The sequence below is a fragment of the Cedecea davisae DSM 4568 genome (assembly GCF_000412335.2).
GTDB lineage: Bacteria > Pseudomonadota > Gammaproteobacteria > Enterobacterales > Enterobacteriaceae > Cedecea > Cedecea davisae.
The window spans coordinates 3598294-3616766 of the sequence record NZ_KE161030.1; the positions used below are offsets into that span (position 1 = coordinate 3598294).

Annotated in this window: 21 protein-coding genes and 1 other annotated feature; of the genes, 7 read left to right on the top strand and 14 right to left on the bottom strand. The window is 50.1% G+C overall.

The genetic code is table 11. From position 1 onward, the window contains the following. Positions 1-5: 5 nt before the first annotated feature. The 6 genes from HMPREF0201_RS16310 to HMPREF0201_RS16335 all read right to left on the bottom strand — a co-directional run bounded on the left by HMPREF0201_RS16310 (position 6) and on the right by HMPREF0201_RS16335 (position 4371). Positions 6-707, bottom strand: coding sequence for a phage virion morphogenesis family protein (locus HMPREF0201_RS16310; RefSeq protein ID WP_016537860.1), 702 nt, complete (start codon positions 705-707; stop codon positions 6-8). Then, positions 680-1186 carry a phage tail protein gene (locus HMPREF0201_RS16315; RefSeq protein ID WP_016537861.1) on the bottom strand — a complete coding sequence of 169 codons (507 nt, stop codon included), beginning with the start codon at positions 1184-1186 and terminating at the stop codon, positions 680-682. Before HMPREF0201_RS16315 ends, HMPREF0201_RS16310 begins: the two co-directional genes overlap by 28 nt. Beyond that, positions 1183-1635 carry a head completion/stabilization protein gene (locus HMPREF0201_RS16320; RefSeq protein ID WP_016537862.1) on the bottom strand — a complete coding sequence of 151 codons (453 nt, stop codon included), beginning with the start codon at positions 1633-1635 and terminating at the stop codon, positions 1183-1185. The genes HMPREF0201_RS16315 and HMPREF0201_RS16320 overlap by 4 nt, the downstream gene beginning before the upstream one ends. A gap of 96 nt (positions 1636-1731) precedes the next feature. Continuing rightward, positions 1732-2439, bottom strand: a complete 708-nt coding sequence (gene gpM / locus HMPREF0201_RS16325; RefSeq protein ID WP_016537863.1) for a phage terminase small subunit — start codon at positions 2437-2439, stop codon at positions 1732-1734. Positions 2440-2448: 9 nt separating this feature from the next. Then, the gene (locus tag HMPREF0201_RS16330) at positions 2449-3492 is read right to left on the bottom strand and encodes a phage major capsid protein, P2 family (RefSeq protein ID WP_016537864.1); all 1044 of its coding nucleotides are present in this window, start codon (positions 3490-3492) and stop codon (positions 2449-2451) included. Positions 3493-3501: 9 nt separating this feature from the next. Beyond that, entirely contained in the window at positions 3502-4371 is an 870-nt protein-coding gene (locus HMPREF0201_RS16335) for a GPO family capsid scaffolding protein (protein WP_016537865.1), read from the bottom strand. Between the two features lie 189 nt (positions 4372-4560). Between HMPREF0201_RS16335 and HMPREF0201_RS16340 the strand changes: the two genes are divergently transcribed. The 3 genes from HMPREF0201_RS16340 (at position 4561) to HMPREF0201_RS22665 (ending at position 7686) form a co-directional block, all read left to right on the top strand. Continuing rightward, entirely contained in the window at positions 4561-6333 is a 1773-nt protein-coding gene (locus tag HMPREF0201_RS16340) for a terminase large subunit domain-containing protein (protein ID WP_016537866.1), read from the top strand. Continuing rightward, positions 6321-7364 (top strand): phage portal protein, encoded by a 1044-nt coding sequence (locus tag HMPREF0201_RS16345; RefSeq protein WP_016537867.1) that lies wholly within the window; start codon positions 6321-6323, stop codon positions 7362-7364. Before HMPREF0201_RS16340 ends, HMPREF0201_RS16345 begins: the two co-directional genes overlap by 13 nt. Positions 7365-7425: 61 nt before the next feature. After that, entirely contained in the window at positions 7426-7686 is a 261-nt protein-coding gene (locus HMPREF0201_RS22665) for an Ogr/Delta-like zinc finger protein (RefSeq protein WP_001549531.1), read from the top strand. Positions 7687-7706: 20 nt separating this feature from the next. Here the strand turns inward: HMPREF0201_RS22665 and HMPREF0201_RS16350 are convergent, their stop codons facing one another. The 5 genes from HMPREF0201_RS16350 to HMPREF0201_RS16365 all read right to left on the bottom strand — a co-directional run bounded on the left by HMPREF0201_RS16350 (position 7707) and on the right by HMPREF0201_RS16365 (position 11902). Next, on the bottom strand, positions 7707-10361 hold the full coding sequence (locus tag HMPREF0201_RS16350; protein ID WP_016537868.1) for a toprim domain-containing protein: 2655 nt from the start codon (positions 10359-10361) through the stop codon (positions 7707-7709). 40 nt (positions 10362-10401) lie between these two features. Beyond that, complete coding sequence (locus HMPREF0201_RS23550; RefSeq protein ID WP_425304639.1) at positions 10402-10659, bottom strand: ParE family toxin-like protein; 258 nt, start codon at positions 10657-10659, stop codon at positions 10402-10404. Beyond that, positions 10623-11183, bottom strand: coding sequence for a 3'-5' exonuclease (locus tag HMPREF0201_RS16360; protein WP_039899402.1), 561 nt, complete (start codon positions 11181-11183; stop codon positions 10623-10625). The genes HMPREF0201_RS23550 and HMPREF0201_RS16360 overlap by 37 nt, the downstream gene beginning before the upstream one ends. Before the next feature lie 13 nt (positions 11184-11196). After that, complete coding sequence (locus tag HMPREF0201_RS22670) at positions 11197-11529, bottom strand: hypothetical protein (RefSeq protein WP_071704110.1); 333 nt, start codon at positions 11527-11529, stop codon at positions 11197-11199. 79 nt (positions 11530-11608) lie between these two features. After that, positions 11609-11902, bottom strand: coding sequence for a Cox family DNA-binding protein (locus HMPREF0201_RS16365; RefSeq protein ID WP_016537872.1), 294 nt, complete (start codon positions 11900-11902; stop codon positions 11609-11611). A gap of 111 nt (positions 11903-12013) precedes the next feature. Between HMPREF0201_RS16365 and HMPREF0201_RS16370 the strand changes: the two genes are divergently transcribed. The 4 genes from HMPREF0201_RS16370 to pheA all read left to right on the top strand — a co-directional run bounded on the left by HMPREF0201_RS16370 (position 12014) and on the right by pheA (position 14843). Next, positions 12014-12313 (top strand): helix-turn-helix domain-containing protein, encoded by a 300-nt coding sequence (locus HMPREF0201_RS16370; protein ID WP_039899403.1) that lies wholly within the window; start codon positions 12014-12016, stop codon positions 12311-12313. 66 nt (positions 12314-12379) lie between these two features. Then, positions 12380-13372, top strand: a complete 993-nt coding sequence (locus HMPREF0201_RS16375) for a phage integrase (protein ID WP_039898686.1) — start codon at positions 12380-12382, stop codon at positions 13370-13372. A gap of 164 nt (positions 13373-13536) precedes the next feature. Next, positions 13537-13661, top strand: a sequence feature (Phe leader region). Next, positions 13538-13585, top strand: a complete 48-nt coding sequence (gene pheL, locus HMPREF0201_RS23110; RefSeq protein ID WP_100249759.1) for a pheA operon leader peptide PheL — start codon at positions 13538-13540, stop codon at positions 13583-13585. It overlaps the preceding feature by 48 nt. 21 nt (positions 13662-13682) lie before the next feature. Then, positions 13683-14843: a bifunctional chorismate mutase/prephenate dehydratase gene (gene pheA, locus HMPREF0201_RS16380; RefSeq protein ID WP_039898688.1), complete on the top strand. Its 1161-nt coding sequence runs from the start codon at positions 13683-13685 to the stop codon at positions 14841-14843. Between the two features lie 34 nt (positions 14844-14877). On the opposite strand, the gene HMPREF0201_RS16385 is transcribed toward pheA, so the two are convergent. The 3 genes from HMPREF0201_RS16385 to aroF form a co-directional block, all read right to left on the bottom strand. Further along, positions 14878-15750, bottom strand: coding sequence for an SMP-30/gluconolactonase/LRE family protein (locus HMPREF0201_RS16385; protein WP_016537877.1), 873 nt, complete (start codon positions 15748-15750; stop codon positions 14878-14880). Between the two features lie 75 nt (positions 15751-15825). Continuing rightward, entirely contained in the window at positions 15826-16947 is a 1122-nt protein-coding gene (tyrA, locus tag HMPREF0201_RS16390; RefSeq protein ID WP_016537878.1) for a bifunctional chorismate mutase/prephenate dehydrogenase, read from the bottom strand. Positions 16948-16957: 10 nt separating this feature from the next. Next, positions 16958-18028 carry a 3-deoxy-7-phosphoheptulonate synthase AroF gene (gene aroF, locus HMPREF0201_RS16395; RefSeq protein ID WP_016537879.1) on the bottom strand — a complete coding sequence of 357 codons (1071 nt, stop codon included), beginning with the start codon at positions 18026-18028 and terminating at the stop codon, positions 16958-16960. Positions 18029-18473: the final 445 nt, after the last annotated feature.

Genomic DNA, 18473 nt, shown 5'->3' on the forward strand with positions numbered 1-18473 from the left:
TCCCCTTACGTATCCTGTGCATTTACGTCCCAGCCAAAGCCTATTGCCTGCAGCTGTCGCACCAGTGCTTTCATAAAATCATCCTCGCCAATCCCCAGAAACTCACGGGCAGGCAGGGTGACAGTCCATGTCTTTTTCGCTGGCGTCCCCTCCAGCTTTCGTATCAGCAACCCCGCCTGAGCAGCGCTGACCTTCTCCTGAATCTCTTTAAATCCTGGTGTTTTCCACCGTTTACCGCTGCGCACCTTAAACCCGGCTTTACGCAGCCGCTTTGCCTGCCGCAATGTTGCCGGGCCGGTCTGCCCTGATGAAGATGCAGACTGACGGGCATTAATGGTGGCGGTCATGCCATTTTGTTGCGCGTAACCCACCGTGCCGGCTGGCACTTCGCGCTGGCCGTTGCGGTAGCTGCCACCGTTCAGATACAACCTGACTGCATCAATTTCCGGCATCTCACGCACCCGGATGAGTTTTGGCATATTGCGCAGCATCTTGCCTTTGCGCTTTGTTTTGCGCTTTTGCCACGCTACGCCATCCGGTGTTTGCTGGTTTCGCACGTTGCGTTTTGCTGCCGCAACCAGCCCATACTTCGCCAGGCGCCACAGCAGCCGGCGGCGTTTTGCCGGTGTCAGCTCCAGCGATTTCAGCGCATCCTTCAGCACCTTCAGCTGAGAGGGGTTTAACTCACCTCTGATTGCACCGGCCATGTACCGTCACCGCTTCCAAAAAATAACGTCGCATGCTCTGCAACCCAGACTGACGATTTAGCCAGCCGCCAGCGCCGGCCATCGAGAGGAATTTGCCCCTGTGGGTCTTCCGTCAAATCCAGTGGCTCCGCAAGTGAACCGGTCACCAGTACGATGGCGGTTTCCTCATCGAGCTTTTCCACATCAATTTCCGGCAGTTCGTAATCAGTATTAATACTGCCCATTGCCGGTGCGGCTTCGCTCATATACCAGGCCAGCAATAACGCCATGACCAGCTGCGGGTCACAGACACGATACGGAAACCGCGCCCATTCCAGCGTCACTGTGTAATGCATGATGGCCAGTCGATACTGTCCCGCACCCAAATCACGCGCAGCCGGCACGAAACGCACCTCATCCATGAGGCTGTCAAATCCTTCCATGGCACGTTCCGGCATATTGCTCCGTACAAACACGGTCAGCGAATCAAGCAGGCTCATATAATGGACACTCCCACCCGGGCCAAACATTTCAGGCTACGCAGCGCAAAATTGGCTTCAGCCAGTAATGAATCCTGCGTGTCTTCGTTCGATGCCTGCGCATCATCTTTCACGCGCACAACGCTTTTCCACTCGCCCATCAGGTCAGCTTTTGCCCTGGCAAATACCGCCTTTCGGTACTGCGCAACAACGTGATTGGTGCCCTGATACGACGGACCAGGCACATCAGCTGCGCGGTTAAATCCATCGTCGATATGCCGCTGGCGCTGGATAACCAGGCTTTTATTGGCCTGAGCCATTGCGCTGACCAGTGCATCAGATACCGTTGATTCCTTGATATCAGCAGGAATACTGCGGCTTTCCTGAAAATCCTTTACGTTCAGGTCTGGCCAGAAACCATCGTTTGTGACCGGCACATCCTGATAATCAATCGGGTTACCACTGAACATAATTCATCCCTGAAATGACGGCTCAGACCAGGCTCCACGGCAATAAAGACAAATGTCTGTTGCCTCCCCTGCGAGCCGTCGGCGCTTCGGTGCTCGTTACTCCGTTTGCGCCAGCTTGCGTAATCGCTGGGCAATTTTATTGCGGAGTGTTGTAACCTGAATGCGCGGGTTAACTTCCGTCGCCTTAGCCAGCAGTGCATCAGCATCTTTCAGTTTTTCAACATCAGAAATTGCGGTGACGGATGGCATACCATCTTCATCACGCAGCAGCTGCAGTCCGGCAAAGCGCAGATATTTAGCCCGTACAAATTCGTTAACTTTCCAGTGCTCAAGAACACTTTCAGAAACTGCGCTGAAATATGGCTCAACAGAACGACCGTTATCGGCTTCGGTTTCAGCCCATTCCAGCATGTTGTCAGCCACAAAATGCGCAAAGTCGCTGCGAATGTTCTCCGGCGTTTCCTGCCCTTGTTCGATGGCAATTGCGGCCCAGCTCAGTGCCTGTCCCAGCTCGCCGGTATCAAACAACCAGATAACGCAGTAACTGAACACCGGGTTATTAAACACATCACCCGATTCCAGATATTGCTCGGCCCATGGCATCCACTTTGGCAGCAGCTCGTCACGCTTCATGGCGATACGGTCAGCCCGTTGTGGCAGGCTGCGCAGACGTTCCACATCGATATTCAGCGCAGCAATCTGCACATGCAGGCTGTTTGGGGAGGCCACAACGGCCTCCACATTTCCCGCTTTCAGCTCCTGCGCCGCTTCAACTCGGCGCTGATGGTCACGCATGAAACTCATGACTAATCCTTATGCTGTTGGTGCACCGACATCACCAGGCAACACAACGTTTGCCGGTTCGATGCCGACGAACAAGGTTTCGTCTTCCACCACATACGCTTCGTTGCGGTAGTAGGAGTCAACCAGCCCTTTATGTTCATCGTCGTCTTTAAACGCACGACGCATAGAACCCTCCTGGGTATAAATAGAAAGGTTGTCATAAGTCGTGATGACACAACCACGCGCCGGGAAGTTTGGTGGAATGGTGGCTGGCAGACCGCCGAATGACCCCATCAAATCCATTTGTTTCATGGCAGCACGCTCAGTCGGTGTGCGACCATGCATTTTCCCTGCTGCATCCGCTTCTTTAGCGATGATGTCGGCACCAACCATCAACACCAAATCGGTGCGCTGGCGATGAACCGGATCAAGCCCTTGACGCAGGTCATAAGCCAGATGATCGAGGTTGGTGTAATCCGCGTCTTTGTCGGTCGCGAGATTGATTTTGTTTGCTGTTTTGCCGCCGGTTAGGATGTTCTTCGTCAGGTTGTCGCGCATCCATTGCATCCAGCCTTTGTTCACATCCTGAAGCAGTTTTTGCACCGTCGGATCAGAACTATCAGCAACGGATACCCCGTTCCAGCCAATCATCATCTGGTCGAGTGCAATCTGACGCTGAACAAACTGAGCATACAGGGACATAAACTGGTCGCCCATACGTGCCCAGGTGTCAGCCAGATGCCAGGGGATAATCACGCCACTGTCTGTTTCAACACAGGTGTACTTGCCACCGGTCGGGTCAATATTACGACGATAACGACCATCTTTTTTTCGGCCAGTAATCGTCTGCTGAGTCCCGGCAAACACTTTTTCACCCGCAATATCGGTCACAAGCGGCATGTTAATCAGTTGCTGGAATTCAGTGCTTTGCTGCACAGCACCTAATAGTTTTTCTTCCTGCGGCCCGGTAATGGCAAATGACTTACCCAGCAAAATCAGGTTCGAATCAGCATGGTATTGCTTCGCAAGAATCTCGCGTACCTGCTGAACTCGTTTTTCGGTATTCGGTTTCATCCCTGTTCCTTAAAGCCAGACTTTGTTTTCTTCACCCGGATTCTCATCCGGCTGTTTAGTGGTACTGGTGCCAGCCATCGCATCAAACTTCTGGGTAATTGAATCCAGCTTACCTTCCAGCTGCGTGAACTGCTCAACCGTAATACCCGTTACCACCGGTTTTTCTTCCGGTTTAACTTCCGGCTTTGCTGGCTCTGTAACTGGCTTGTCACCGGCACTGAACGCTTTCACCTGTTCCTGAATGCCGGCGATAGCCGTATCTTGTTTTTCCATGCGCCCCATCAGCGCATCAAACTGTTCCTTGGTCATTTCGTCTTCTTCCGTGTTATGGGTTTGGGTTTCTTTGAAGCGGCTGAAAAAACGCTCAATGAATGTTTTTTCGCGGGTGCGGTCTTCTTCATTGGCGTTCTTTAACTTACCGAGAGAGAACGTTTCTGCACCTCCCTGTGAAAGTGCAGACTGATGATTACCCATGCTGAACATCAGACGATCCGTGCCCAGTGATGCCGGAATGTCAGTAACCGCCAGCGCAAACAGATAAAACTTCCCGGTGCCTGCAAAGTTCTCCGCAACTTCAATAGAAGTGAAAAGCTTCTGCCCGGATTCGTTGGTCGCAATCAGCCAGTCGTTTGGCATGAGCTGGGCAAACAGCTTGAGAACGCCATCTACACGATCTGTTTTCAGCGCACTAACTTCACCGTAGTTATAGCTATATGCCCGAGCCTCAAGCGTGTCGTGGCGAGGCCAGATAAGCGCGGTGTAAGTCTGAGGGTTATATGTTTCTGCTGCCTCCAGCAGCCATTCTTCCTTGATTTCCCGCCCGTCAGCCGTATTTCCGGCAGTAGCGACACAAATCCAGTCTGTGCGTAAACGTGGCATAACGTCCCTGTCCCATTGCTTTCCTGACCACAAGTAAAACGGAACTGGCCGTGAAATTCACGCGCATCAATTTTGTTGCGTTCCGCTGCAGGCTGTTATCGGAACGCATCAGAATCAGGCGAAATGCAACACGTTGCCATCTGGTCACAATAGGTACTCAAAGGGACAACACGGGCAATCATCAGGACGATGGCACAAAAATATTCGGACGAAATCAGGGCAGTGGCGCGGCAGCTGTACCTGAAACGATGGACACCGCAGGAAATCAAAGAGGAATTAAAACTCCCTTCAGTACGCATCGTTTACTACTGGGCTGAAAAATTCAGCTGGCGGGACATGCTCAGTGAAGAAGGAGTAGAAGCAGCTCTGTCACGCCGCATTCAGTTACTGACAGACCGGGATAAAAAGACAGATACCGATCTGCGAGAACTGGATCAGCTAGTTGGCCATCACGTCAAAATCATGGCACAGCGGGCAAAACGAGAAGAAAAGCTGCAGCAGCTGCAGAACGGCAACGTGACCACAAATACCGGTGTCACCCTCACTGATGAAGGTAACAAGCAAGAGCGCAAAGGCCGCAAAAAGAAAAATGACATCAGCCATCTGACGGCAGAATCTTTTGCAGAATGGGTTTCTGTGCTGTTTGGCTACCAGCTGACATTGCGTGAGAACCTGCATCAGAAAATCCGTAACATCCTTAAAGCTCGACAGTTAGGTGCAACCTGGTATTTTGCCGGTGAAGCACTGGAAGATGCCGTATTAAACGGCAAACCGCAGGTGTTTTTGTCAGCGTCAAAGCGCCAGGCTGAGGTGTTCCGCTCTTACATAGTCAACATTGCCCAGCAATTTCTGGGCGTCGAACTGACAGGAAACCCCATCCGACTAAGCAACGGTGCAGAGCTGAGTTTTCTCGGTACCAACAGCAACACGGCCCAGTCCAACAGCGCCAATGTCTATATAGACGAGTATTTCTGGATACCGAAATTCCGCAAACTCAATGACGTGGCCAGTGCGATGGCCACGCACGACAAATGGCGGTTGACCTACTTTTCCACACCCAGCTCAAAAGCTCATGAAGCCTACCCGTTCTGGACTGGCGATGAATGGCGTCGCGGTCGGGCCGAACGAAAGGACGCTGTATTCCCGAAAGAAGCAGAGCTGCGTGATGGCGGTCGTCTGTGTCCGGATAAACACTGGCGTTTCATCGTCACTATTGAAGATGCCGTAAAAGCAGGATTTAACCTGGCGAACGTGGATGACCTGCGCGACCGCTACAGTGGCCCAGCGTTCGACATGCTGTTTATGTGCGTGTTTGTCGATGATAAAGACGCCGTTTTTGCCTTCGACCAGTTAATGAAGTGCGGCACTGAGCCAGCGTTATGGCAGGACTTTAAACAGGATGAGGCAAGGCCATTTGGCAACCGGGAGGTCTGGGGAGGCTATGACCCCAGTCGCACGACGGACAGGGCCATTTTTGTGATTGTTGCACCACCTATTCACGCAGTTGAAAAATTCCGCTTGCTGAAGAAATGGGCCTGGACCGGTCTGTCTTTCAAGTACCAGGCAGAACAAATCAAAAAAATCAAAGAGCAATACAACCTGACTTATATCGGTATTGATGTGACAGGCATTGGTGCCGGCGTGTTCGACATTGTCAGTGCATTCGCCCCACGTGAAACAGTTCCCATTCATTACAGCGTGGAAAGCAAGAACCGCCTGGTACTGAAAATGATTGATACCGTTGTCGGCAACCGTATCGAGTGGGACAGGGAAGATAAGGACATTGCCGCCAGCTTTATGGCCATCAAGCGCACCACAACCAGCAGCGGCAATGCCATGACCTTTGTCGCCACACGATCAGTTGAAACTGGTCACGCAGACGATTTCTGGGCCATATCTCATGCAATGATTAATGAGCCGCTGAATACCGAACATAAACGAAAATCAAGATGGATTTTGTGATGAGCAGAAAGAATAAAAAGCAGCCTATTACCGCCGAAAACACCGCGCCGGTGCAGCAAAAAATGTCGATGATCTCTTTTGGCAATCCGGAGCGGGCTATCCTGAATCCGCTCGAGTACGAGCCGGTCTATTTTGACAGTTCCAGCATGTACTACACGCCGCCGGTCAACCGACTGGCACTTGCAGAGCTGCCCGATATTAACGGCCAGCATGGCGGTATATTGCGAGCCAGAACCAACATGATCACCGCCGATTTAATCAGTGGTGGCGGTATGCTTCAGGATGATATTCAGGCCACAGTGTTAAACCTGCTGACTTTTGGGGATGTGGGGTTGCTCAAATTGCGTAACGCATTCGGTAAAGTCATTGGCCTGCTGCCCCTGCCCTCGCTCTATACCCGCCGCGGTAAAAATGGAAAGTTTTATGTACTTCAGAAAAGTGGCCATCTGGAATATGCCAGCGCAGACATTATCTTTGTGAAGCTGTATGACACACGCCAGCAGGTCTACGGTAAACCGGATTATCTCGGCGGCATTCACTCTGCCATGCTCAATAATGAGGCCACTATTTTCCGTCGTCGCTATTACAAGAACGGCGCTCATCTTGGGTACATCCTTTACACCACTGACCCGAACATGACAGATGAAATGGAAGATGAGATGAAGGAACAAATTGCCGCAGGTAAAGGTGTCGGTAACTTTAAATCAATGCTGATCAACATCCCGAACGGAAAGGAAAAAGGAGTGCAGCTGCTCCCGGTCAGCGATATGGGGGCCAAAGATGAGTTTGTTAACATCAAAAATATCAGCATGCAGGATATTTTGAACGCTCACCGCTTCCCGCCGGGCCTCGCCGGTATGATGCCGAACAATAACAGCTCATTCCCCGACATCACGAAAACCCGCGACGCATACCAGCGTGATGAAGTGATCCCGGTGCAAAAACTCATTAGCGATGCTGTGAACACGGATAAGGAAATACCCGCAAACTTGCGCATTAATTTTGCACAATCGAAGCCGAACGAGGCATAATAGCGTGAAAATTAATCATAAGAAGTATTGCCGGATACCGGCAAACGCAAGGAGCAGAGGTATGCGCATTAAATGTCCTGAGTGTGGATCAAGAGCGATTATTAAAACAACAAATCCAATCCACCCTCAGCTTTCCGAACTCTACTGCGCCTGTGGCGATGTGAATTGTGGCCATACATATGTTTTGCAGGTGTCGTTTAAACATACGTTAAGCCCGAGCAGAAAATCACTGGATGATTTACTGGTGGGTTTGATTGGTTCGCTCGGCCAGAAACAAAAGGCCGAGCTAATCAGCCGGCTGAGTCACTCAGCCGCAGCATAGATATAACTTACCGCCCCTTCCTATTTATCCCGACTGAACACCCAGCAGCGGAATGTTTCCGGCATTCGCTGCATTTCCCCTTTGCCCTTGTTCGCCCGTTCGCTAACCGCACTACGTTTCGTCGTTTGGCCTATGAAGCGGCGCTCACTACTGCTTTTCAGGAGTTTTTTGATTTCCGTTAAGGTGAAATTCATACGCTGCCGGTGAGCTGCGGCGACTTCCTCCATGTGATTAAAGTTAACGGCTATTTCACTGTCATCTGTTGAATGATTTATACCGAACGGCGCAAGTTCATCCAGATAATCAAACAGCTCCCAGAACTCTTGAACAAGTGGATGATCCTTTTTGAGTGCATGGCAGCGCTCGATGGCCAGTGCGGTGATGGCATCACGTGTTTTATGAATACGGTCAACAGAAAGAGGCACAACAAGAGCCAGCGCTTCGAGCAATCCAGCTAACTGAGCATGGTTTTTCGCTACACGGATATGACGAATATCAGGGTGTGTTTCCAGTTCATTACGGGCGCGTTCATAACCGCGACCATAAGCTTCCAGTACTTCCTGTTCCCGCATAATGGACCGCAGAGTAAAACCCGAAACCTGGCTAACCGGTATTTGCTCAAGGCGTTCAGCGGCGTGGCGGGTATGAACAGACTGGCCACGTTTATCGGTATAGATATGAATGATACGTTCCAGAAATGCCTTACTGCCGTCTGTATCCGCATTCTGTGCAATCACGATAGCGCCCCGGAATGGCGGCTCGTATGTCTCGTTATTGTTAGATTTGATACCCACGGCGCGAGATGCGCGACCGTTATACAGGGATTTCAGCTCATCCCAGTCAAAAGCCCGCTGTTTAGCATTATCCGTGGTGCGATCACCTTCTATCAGCACTACAGGCAAATTCCCTACCTGGGCAAAGTTACGGCCACGCGCTGCAGGCGTGGATTTTGACGGGTCAAAACCTTCATATTCTTCACGGCCAGCGAGCTTCCAGAGAAATTCAATCAGGGTAGATTTACCCGTACCGGGTTCTCCGACAATTTCCAGAAACGGGAAAGATTTATCACGCTCGCGTATCTGTTCAGCAAATAGCGAACCCAGCCAGAACGCCAGCGCCACATACCCTTTTTCACCAAATGCTGTCCAGATATCATCTACCCAACCCGTCGTGAACTCATTCAGTTTTGGGTTTAGATCCAGTGATGGTGTAAGGCTCAGACTTTTAACGCTGGCACTGTTGATTTCAAAATAATCCTCATCGTTCATTTCATACAATTTGCCACCACTTACGGCCACACGGTTAAACAACCAGGCTGAATAATCTTTGTTGTAGCCGATAAAGTTCTGTGTTTTTACCTCTTTGACTTCGGGCAAACGTAACTGAATGAACTTATCCAGCTGTTTGGTGCTGCCGGTATAAACAGCGCCTTTGGCGATATGCAAAAGACGCTTTTTAAATTCTGCTGAGCTGGTCAACTGGTTTGCGGTGAAAGTGTCCTTAATCGCGGGGTGATTGGGCATATTTACCTTCACGTAATACCAGGATTCATCTGTCGGCTCTGAGCGCTGGTAATACAGTGGTGTCAGCCAGCAGTTGGCGATTTCAGTCACGCCGCCCGATTCTTTAACCGCACGTTCTTTGACTTCCCATTCCTGCAATACTTCCTGGCCAGTATTGGAAATACGGTCAAAAGCTCGCATGTAGCGATCGAGATCCAGCTCGAACCAGTACATGCGTGAGGCATGTTCAAAATAGAAGGAGTGCCATTCATTGTGTTGCTGCATCAGCAACGCTTTTTCTGTCGGGCTTTTGGCCAGCAGAAGATCGCCATAATAGCGATAGTTTTTGATGTCCGATTTGCTGAATCTGTCGCGGATTAACAGGTCATTCCAGTCAAGTTCAACTGCTGTTTTGAGCGGCTGCGCCGCTCTGATTTTCCAGCCCGCATCACTACTACGTTTAGCAAATGCGAGAGTATGCTTAATACCCGCATTATCACCATCAAATGCCCATACCAGACGTGGTCGGGGCTTTTCACCCAGTTCTTTAGCCAGGGCATCAAGCGAGGCCAGAGGATAGTTATTGCTACTTAGCGTAGCCACTGCGGGTAGACCTGCCTGGCACAAACTAAGCGCATTGAATATGCCCTCAGTTATCCAGATTTCTTTCTGTTCTTGCAGGTTGATGAACGGAGGTACCCACCAGTGGCCACCGTAATTTCCTGAGAAATGCGCTTTCTGTTTGAAACGGTCTGGCTGGTCAATGATGCGCTCCCACGTAGCGCCATTGGCCAGCTTAAATTTAACCGTGGCACTGCCCAGCCCGTGACGTACAAATGCGCCCTGTGTAAAACAACCTTTGAGGACTTCAGTATCAAGGCCACGCGCTTCACGTAAATAAGCTTCTGCCGCTGCAGCTGGTGATTCGACTGTCGTTACATACCGCTTCGACCAGTCCTCAAAAATATCGGAATACAGTTCTTTGACTGCGACCTCTGTACCACATTTATTTTCACGGCCACATTTAAGGAGCCAGGGCTTTTCCGCACTGGTAAATAGTTCGCGTTTATGGCAAGCAGGGCAAACACCCTGCTGTAAATATTTATCTTTCTCTTTAAATTCAAAATCATTAATGAGACGGCGAACAACTTCCTGTTGTATGGATACGTTCATATTTAATCCAGATGAAAATAGTTCAACGAAAAGGCAAAAATCAGAATTTTATCTGTTTGTTATATCTTTCATGCGTCATTAATACCCAGCGATGACCTTTATCTTTACTGAGTAAACGCCAGCGTAAAGAAACATGAATAGATAAGTAATGTTTTGGTTTAATCACCTGATAAACTTTTTTGCCATCGTAGTATTCACTAAGCATTGAAAATGACCTGTTAATGACATTTTCATTTGCATGAGAAGTCACAATTAACATAGTTATCTCACACTGTTTTTTATGCCAAGGAACATCCATACATAGGAAACAAGTTTGATATTATGAAGAGCATGGGCCAGTGAATTACGCAGGAAGTCATATTTAATAATGCTCTTCATATTCAGCCCAAGTTCTTCTGCTATCGTCACCATCGTAATTACACTTTGCTCATTACCTATAAGAAAACATTGACCGGCGAATTTATCCAGATAGTGACGAATAACTGCGCTATGCCGGGAGGGGCAACCAAACCAGGTCTTAATATAGTTAGGGTCTGTATTATCAAAAACAAACTCGTACAGGTCACGGATAGCCAGTTCAACACCCTGACTATCATCATCCAGTATCTGACTGCGAACCTCTGAAGGCTGACGTAACCACCACTGTATAGCGTGGGCACTTACCGTACCGCCATTACTCATGCAGTCATCGAGGCTGATACGTCTGTAGAATTGTTTGCCAACTTCTCCAGTAGTAGGGTCAAAGAAAACTGCGCTTAAACCAGTAATAGCTGCGGTGTGCTTTTCGTCCATCAGTTCTACATCAATCATTAAATGTTGCATGTGGATATCCTTATCAGGAAACGTGGCGAGAATTGGAGGAAGTATTACGCTTACGCGCAACACTATTAGCAGCCAGAGATATAAGGCCAGGAACGCTGCTTTCTTCAGGAACCTGACCACTGAACACCATTAATGTGATGGTGTGCAATTCTTCATAGTCTGTTATGTCATTATTAAAATGCGCAGATGACGAAATACCCTCTAGGCATTTTGCCAGTTTGATATTCAACTCCATCAACTGCAAAGCATCGCTATGAATAGCTGACTGGTCAGTATTGATGCTTTCAATTTGTTGATGATAATTCTGCAACAAACTACGAATTATCGTGGCGTATTTTGCTTTCATAATTAACCCAAAGAATAAATTATTTAATATCACGAACGCTTTTAGAATTACTCATTCGTAAGAACACGAGCAATTTTTATTATTTCGCATTCTGCTGTTTCATTTTTTCAGTCGTGAATAGTCGGTTTTTCCAGTCATGCCACTCAGGTGGCGCGTTCTGCGCCAGGTGGGCCGCATATGCATCCCATTCGCCTCTATGAATATAAATCTCGCCACCTTTTTTCGACGGATTCAAAGGGTCTTTCATTCGGATCACCGGCAATTTACCAGCTGTCGCCATTTTTCGAATTGCTGCCGGAGTTTTACCCACATATGCAGCAAAAAGTTCTGGCGTCACAAGGTCTGAAAGCGCGTTTTCGGCTAGCTCTTTCATCTGTGGTATCCTCCGTTGGTTTAGGGTTCCTAGGGCGCTTTAGGGGGCTTTAGGGTTTATTTAGGTCTTCACAAGAAGACTTAACGCAAAGATAGTCTACAGATGAATACCATGTCAAGAATTCATGCACAGAAATTGAGGCAAATAAGGAAAGCTGAAGGGCTAACACAACCCGCCTTCGCTGAGATGATTGGTGTAGCGCTAAGCACTGTAAAAAATTATGAAAGTGGTCAAAGAGAGGCAGGATTGTTAATTATTGACGCTGTTCTGAAACAGCCATGTTTTGAAAAATACACACTCTGGTTAATGACAGGAAAAACAGCCCCTGCAGCGGGTCAAGTTTCTCCGCCTCTCTCCCCTGATGGGCAAGACAAAATAAAATCGCGCCCCTCAGACCAGAAAACTGGCTAATTATCTGGTTTTTCTATTCTTTATCACAAAAATTACACAATGATTTTAACATCGGAGGGCTTCGCTATGTCGATTAAGAAGCTTGATGATGGTCGTTTTGAAGTGGATGTAAGACCGCGTGGGACTTCAGGAAGAAGAATCCGGCGCAAATTTGACAGAAAGGCAGAAGCACAGACATTTGAGCGGTACGTACTAACAAACTTTCATGATAAAGAATGGCAGGACAAACCGGCAGATCAAAGGCTCGTATCTGAATTGATTACTTTATGGTGGAGTTATCACGGGAAAAATCACAACTATGGTGATTCTTACCGAAAGCGTCTGGAGAAGATCCACCGCGAAATGGGCGAACCCAGAATCTACATGCTGACCCGTAACTTTTTGATGAAATATCGCGCTAACAGGTTGCAAAGCGGTGTATCAGCAGGAACGGTAAACAGAGATTTCAGTGCTATGTCCAGTATGTTTAGCCTGCTGATCGACATGGAAGAATTCCACCATGAAAATCCCTTCCATAGCGTGCGTAAGCTGAAACTAGAAAACACAGAAATGTCGTTCCTGTCAGAGGACGAAGCTCGGGAATTGCTGAATGCTTTGACTGATGATGACCGCAGAGTTGTAGTCCTCAGCCTGAATACAGGTGCAAGGTGGGGGGAAGCTAGCAATCTCAAGGCTGAACATGTTATCAGCAATAAGGTAACTTTTGTGAAGACCAAAACAGGCCCAGCGCGTACCGTTCCGGTTTCGCAGGAGGTTGCTGATTATGTCCTTACCCGGAAATCAGGAAAGCTTTTTAAAACTGACTACCGGCGCGTTCGTGAGGTACTTCGTAAGATAAAGCCCGATTTACCGAAAGGTCAGGCACTGCATGTTTTGCGGCACACCTTCGCAACTCATTTCATGATCAATGGCGGGAATATTATTACCCTTCAGAGAATACTGGGGCATACAACAATTGAGCAAACCATGACTTACGCTCACTTTGCTCCGGACTATCTGGCTGATGCGATCAGGTTTAACCCCATGAAAGGGAGTGTCCATATAACGTCCACTGACTAGGTCATTTTAGGGCGTATTTGGGTCTAAACGGCACTCTTAACTTATTGATATATTTAAGAGTGCTTTATGCAGCAAGTATAAAAAAAGCACCTCCGGGCGCGTTTTTTATTGACAGAACGAAAACAGAGCGGGTACTTTAGCTCTCAGACTTCTCAGGAATCAGACATGAAACTCACCCCGTTTTTCTTCGCATTCTTTTTTACCTTCCCCTGATTGGGAGGCAATTCGTCGTGTGATAAAGAATGCGAAGACGAACAAACAAGCCTCCCAAACGGGAGGCTTTTTTTATGGACATCGAAAAGGTAGCGTTATGACCGAAATTAACCCGTTGCTGGCCCTGCGCGATAAAATCAGCGCGCTGGATGAAAAGCTGTTGGCCCTGCTGGCAGAACGCCGCCTGTTGGCGGTTGAGGTGGGTAAAGCTAAGCTGGCTTCGCATCGCCCGGTACGCGATATCGATCGTGAAAGAGATTTACTGGAGCGCCTGATTGCCCTCGGCAAAGACCACCATCTCGATGCCCATTACATTACCCGCCTGTTCCAGCTGATTATTGAAGACTCGGTTCTTACTCAACAAAGCCTGCTGCAACAGCATCTGAATAAAACCAATCCGCACTCGGCGCGCATAGCTTTCCTTGGCCCTAAAGGATCTTATTCCCATCTTGCCGCCCGCCAGTATGCCGCCCGCCATTTCGAGCAATTTATAGAAAGCGGATGCGCTAAATTCCACGATATCTTCAACCAGGTGGAAACCGGCCAGGCCGATTACGCGGTAGTGCCTATCGAAAACACCAGCTCCGGTGCCATTAACGACGTTTACGATCTGCTACAGCACACCAGTCTTTCCATCGTGGCGGAGATGACGGTGCCTATCGACCATTGCGTGCTGGTTTCCGGCTCCACGGATCTCGACAGTATTCAGACGGTTTACAGCCATCCTCAACCGTTCCAGCAGTGCAGCCAGTTCATCAACCGCTACCCGCACTGGAAAATTGAATACACAGAAAGCACCTCTGCGGCGATGGAAAAGGTCGCTCAGGCTAACTCTCCTCATGTCGCAGCCCTGGGAAGCGAAGCGGGAGGGGCGCTATACGACCTTCAGGTACTGGAACGTAATCTGGCCAACCAGACGCAGAACATTACCCGCTTTGTAGTTCTGGCCCGTAAGGCGGTTGAAGTTTCGGACCAGGTACCGGCCAAAACGACTCTGCTGATGGCTACCGGCCAGCAGGCTGGCGCACTGGTTGAGGCTCTTCTGGTGCTGCGCAATCACAATCTGATTATGACCAAACTGGAATCACGCCCGATTTACGGTAACCCGTGGGAAGAGATGTTCTATCTTGATATTCAGGCCAACCTGAAGGATGAAGAGATGGGCAAAGCCCTGCGCGAGCTGGGCGAAATTACCCGCTCGCTCAAAGTGCTCGGCAGTTACCCGAGCGAGAACGTCGTTCCCGTTAATCCTGCCTGATGAGATACAGGCCAGCCCGGCACGGGCTGGCCTCTCAGCGTTCACGAAACTTCAGCTTCTCCATCCCCGCTACGGCAACCCGCAATGAGAAAATCGCGCCGGAAAGCGGTAACCTTGCGACTTCCTCATCGTCCATGTTTTCCCGCGTGGTGGTGATAAACAGGGTTTTCATGTCGTCCCCCCCAAAACAGATCATCGTCGGGCAGCGCACCGGCAGGCGGTGCTCTTCAACAATGTCACCCTGCGGGGAAATACGCGCTATTCGATAGCCGTCAAATAACGCCGTCCAGTAGCAGCCGTCATTGTCTATTGCCGCGCCATCCGGCATGCCCTCGCCTTTAGCAAAGCGTTTAAACACTTCACGCCGCCCCGGCTCGCCTTGCTCATCCAGTGGGGTGCGGTAAATCACGGCATTTGGCGTATCAGAGGTATACATCCATTTGCCGTCGGCGCTAAAAGCCAGGCCGTTGGCGCCGCGGATGTCATGCTGAATAACGTGCGGAGTCAGGTCGTTATCCACACGGCATAGCAGCGCACCGTTGTAATCCCCCGGCCCCCAGAAAGTGCCCGCGTAAAAACGACCAAAGCGATCGGTGCCGCCGTCGTTAAACCTTGCCAGAGCTGGGTTGCTCGGGTTATCGCAAACTTTGCCGATAATCAGCCCGGTTTTATTGGTTAGCCAAATTCCGCTGCGCATCGCAACAATGAAGCCGCCGGGCTCCCGCAACGCAAAGCAGCCCACTTCTTCGGAAAACTGAATAACATCATGCTTGCCGCTGGCAAGATGGTAACGGTGGATCTCATTCTCAAGAATATCCGTCCAGTAGAGGCTACCTTCTTCTGCGCTCCACGTAGGGCATTCGGGCAAGTGACCGGTATAGTCGAACAGCAGCTGCGGCTCAGCCATTTCAGGTATCCTTTTGGCAAACAAAAAAGCCAGCGGGGGCTCCCACTGGCTTTTGATTATAAAACCTTTTGGCCATTACTGGCGGTTGTCATTTGCCTGGCGTAACAGGACGCGGCTCTCATTCTGGAAACGCTGCGCGTAATCCCCAAACCAGTGCTCGACCTTGCGGAAGCTGTCGATGAACGCCTGCTTATCGCCGTGCTCCAGTAAATCAATCGCCTCGCCAAAGCGTTTGTAGTAGCGCTTAATCAGCGCCAGGTTGCTTTCTGAAGACATAATAATGTCCGCATAAAGCTGAGGATCCTGGGCGAACAGCCGGCCAACCATCGCCAGCTCCAGCCGGTAGATGGGCGACGACAGCGCCAGCAGCTGCTCCAACTGCACATTTTCTTCCGCCAGATGCAGGCCATAGGCGAAAGTAGCGAAGTGGCGCAGCGCCTGGATAAACGCCATATTCTGGTCATGCTCAACGGCGCTGGAGCGGTGCAAACGAGCGCCCCACACCTGAATTTGCTCCAGCAGCCACTGGTAAGCTTCCGGCTGGCGACCGTCGCAGTAAACCACGACCTGTTTCGCCAGGCTGCCGCTGTCCGGCCCGAACATCGGGTGTAAGCCCAGCACCGGGCCAGAGTGGACGGCAAGCATCGCCTGCAGCGGGCCATTCTTTACCGAAGCCAAATCAACCAGAATGCAGTCCGCCGGGAGCGGAGGCAGTTTGGCAATGACCTGCTCGGTAATGTGAATCGGCACGCTGACAATAACCATGCCCGCGTCGGCCAGCAGCTCGGGCGCGTTATCCCAGTCCTGTTTTTCTAGAATGCGCACCTGGTAGCCGGAAAGCGTCAGCATTTTTTCAAACAGACGCCCCATCTGGCCGCCACCGCCCACGATAACCACAGGGCGCAGCTCCGGGCGCAGCGTTTTAAAGCCTTTATCATTCTCGCTGGAGTAAGACTCGCGCATTACCCGGCGCAAAACATCCTCAATCAAATCGGGCGGGACACCAAGCGCCTCGGCCTCTTTACGGCGTGAAGCCAGCATCGACGTTTCGCGCTCCGGCACGTAAATCGGCAAGCCGTAGCGGCTTTTCACTTCACCCACTTCCGCTACCAGCTCCAGCCGCTTTGCCAGCAAATCCAGCAGGGCCTTATCCACTTCATCGATTTGATCGCGCAGCGCGGTCAATTCAGCAACCATAGTAAACCTCTTAAGCCTGACGAGCCGCCAGCGCAGCGCTCAGATCCTGATGGATCTCGCGCAGCAGACTGTCCGTGGTTTCCCAGTCGATGCAGGCATCGGTCACGGACACGCCGTATTTCATTTCGCTGCGCGGCTGCTCTGAAGATTGATTCCCTTCGTGAATATTACTTTCAATCATCAGGCCAATAATAGAGCGGTTACCGTCTTTAATTTGGGCGATGGCGGATTCGGCCACGCCAGGCTGGCGACGGAAGTCTTTATTTGAGTTGCCGTGGCTGCAATCGATCATCAGCGCCGGGCGCAAACCTGCTTTTTCCATTTCGGCTTCGCACTGGGCGACATCTGCCGGGCTGTAGTTTGGCGCCTTGCCGCCGCGCAGAATAACGTGCCCGTCCGGATTGCCCTGAGTTTGCAGCAGGCAAACCTGACCGGCCTGGTTAATTCCCACAAAACGGTGCGGCATGGCGGCAGCTCGCATAGCGTTGATTGCGGTGCCGAGGCTTCCGTCGGTGCCATTTTTAAAACCAACCGGCATAGAAAGGCCGGAGGCCATTTCGCGGTGAGTCTGGGACTCGGTAGTACGTGCGCCGATCGCAGACCAGCTAAACAGGTCGCCAAGGTATTGTGGGCTGTTCGGATCCAGCGCTTCGGTTGCCAGCGGCAGCCCGAGGCTGACCAGTTCAACCAGCAGGCGACGCGCAATCTTCAGACCAGCTTCCACATCAAACGAGCCATCCATATGCGGGTCGTTGATAAGCCCTTTCCAACCGACGGTGGTACGAGGCTTTTCAAAATAGACGCGCATAACGAGGTACAGACTATCGCTAACTTGTTCAGACAGAGCTTTAAAACGACGAGCGTATTCAATCGCAGCTTCCGGATCGTGGATCGAGCAAGGTCCACAAACCACCAGCAGGCGCGGATCGCGACCGGCGATGATATTAGAAATCGTCTGACGGGACTGCTCGATTTGCGCTTCCTGAGCCGCAGTGAGTGGGAATTCCGCTTTCAGTTGATCCGGAGTGATGAGTATCTGTTCGTCAGAGATATGAACGTTGTTAAGCGCGTCTTTTTGCATGATGGCTGTCCTGTAATAAGCTCGTTTGCGATAGTCGTTTCCTCATGGAGGAGCGCTTACTTTACCCGCCACAAGTAAAGAATGCAATCCATCATCCGTAAATTTATCGTTACACAAGCGAATTAATCGCGCTTTCAAAGCAAATTACGTAAACATTAAATTACACAAGCCATAAAAATGCGTTTTTTTTGGGCAAAAATGCAGTAATCCCTGAAACGGCGAGTAAAAATTCATTCTGCTTCTATGCTGATAATATTCGCCCATGATGTTGGCATTACCCGGGGTCAATAGAAGACGATTTGCGCCCTCATTTCAGGGTTATTCTCGTTATTATTTTTAATTATCAAGAATATCATCACAGACGGGAATTAATGACGAGGTAAAGCGGGAGTGATATGCTCGATGGCACAATCATAAATAATGATGGCTGGTTTCACGAGCCTCA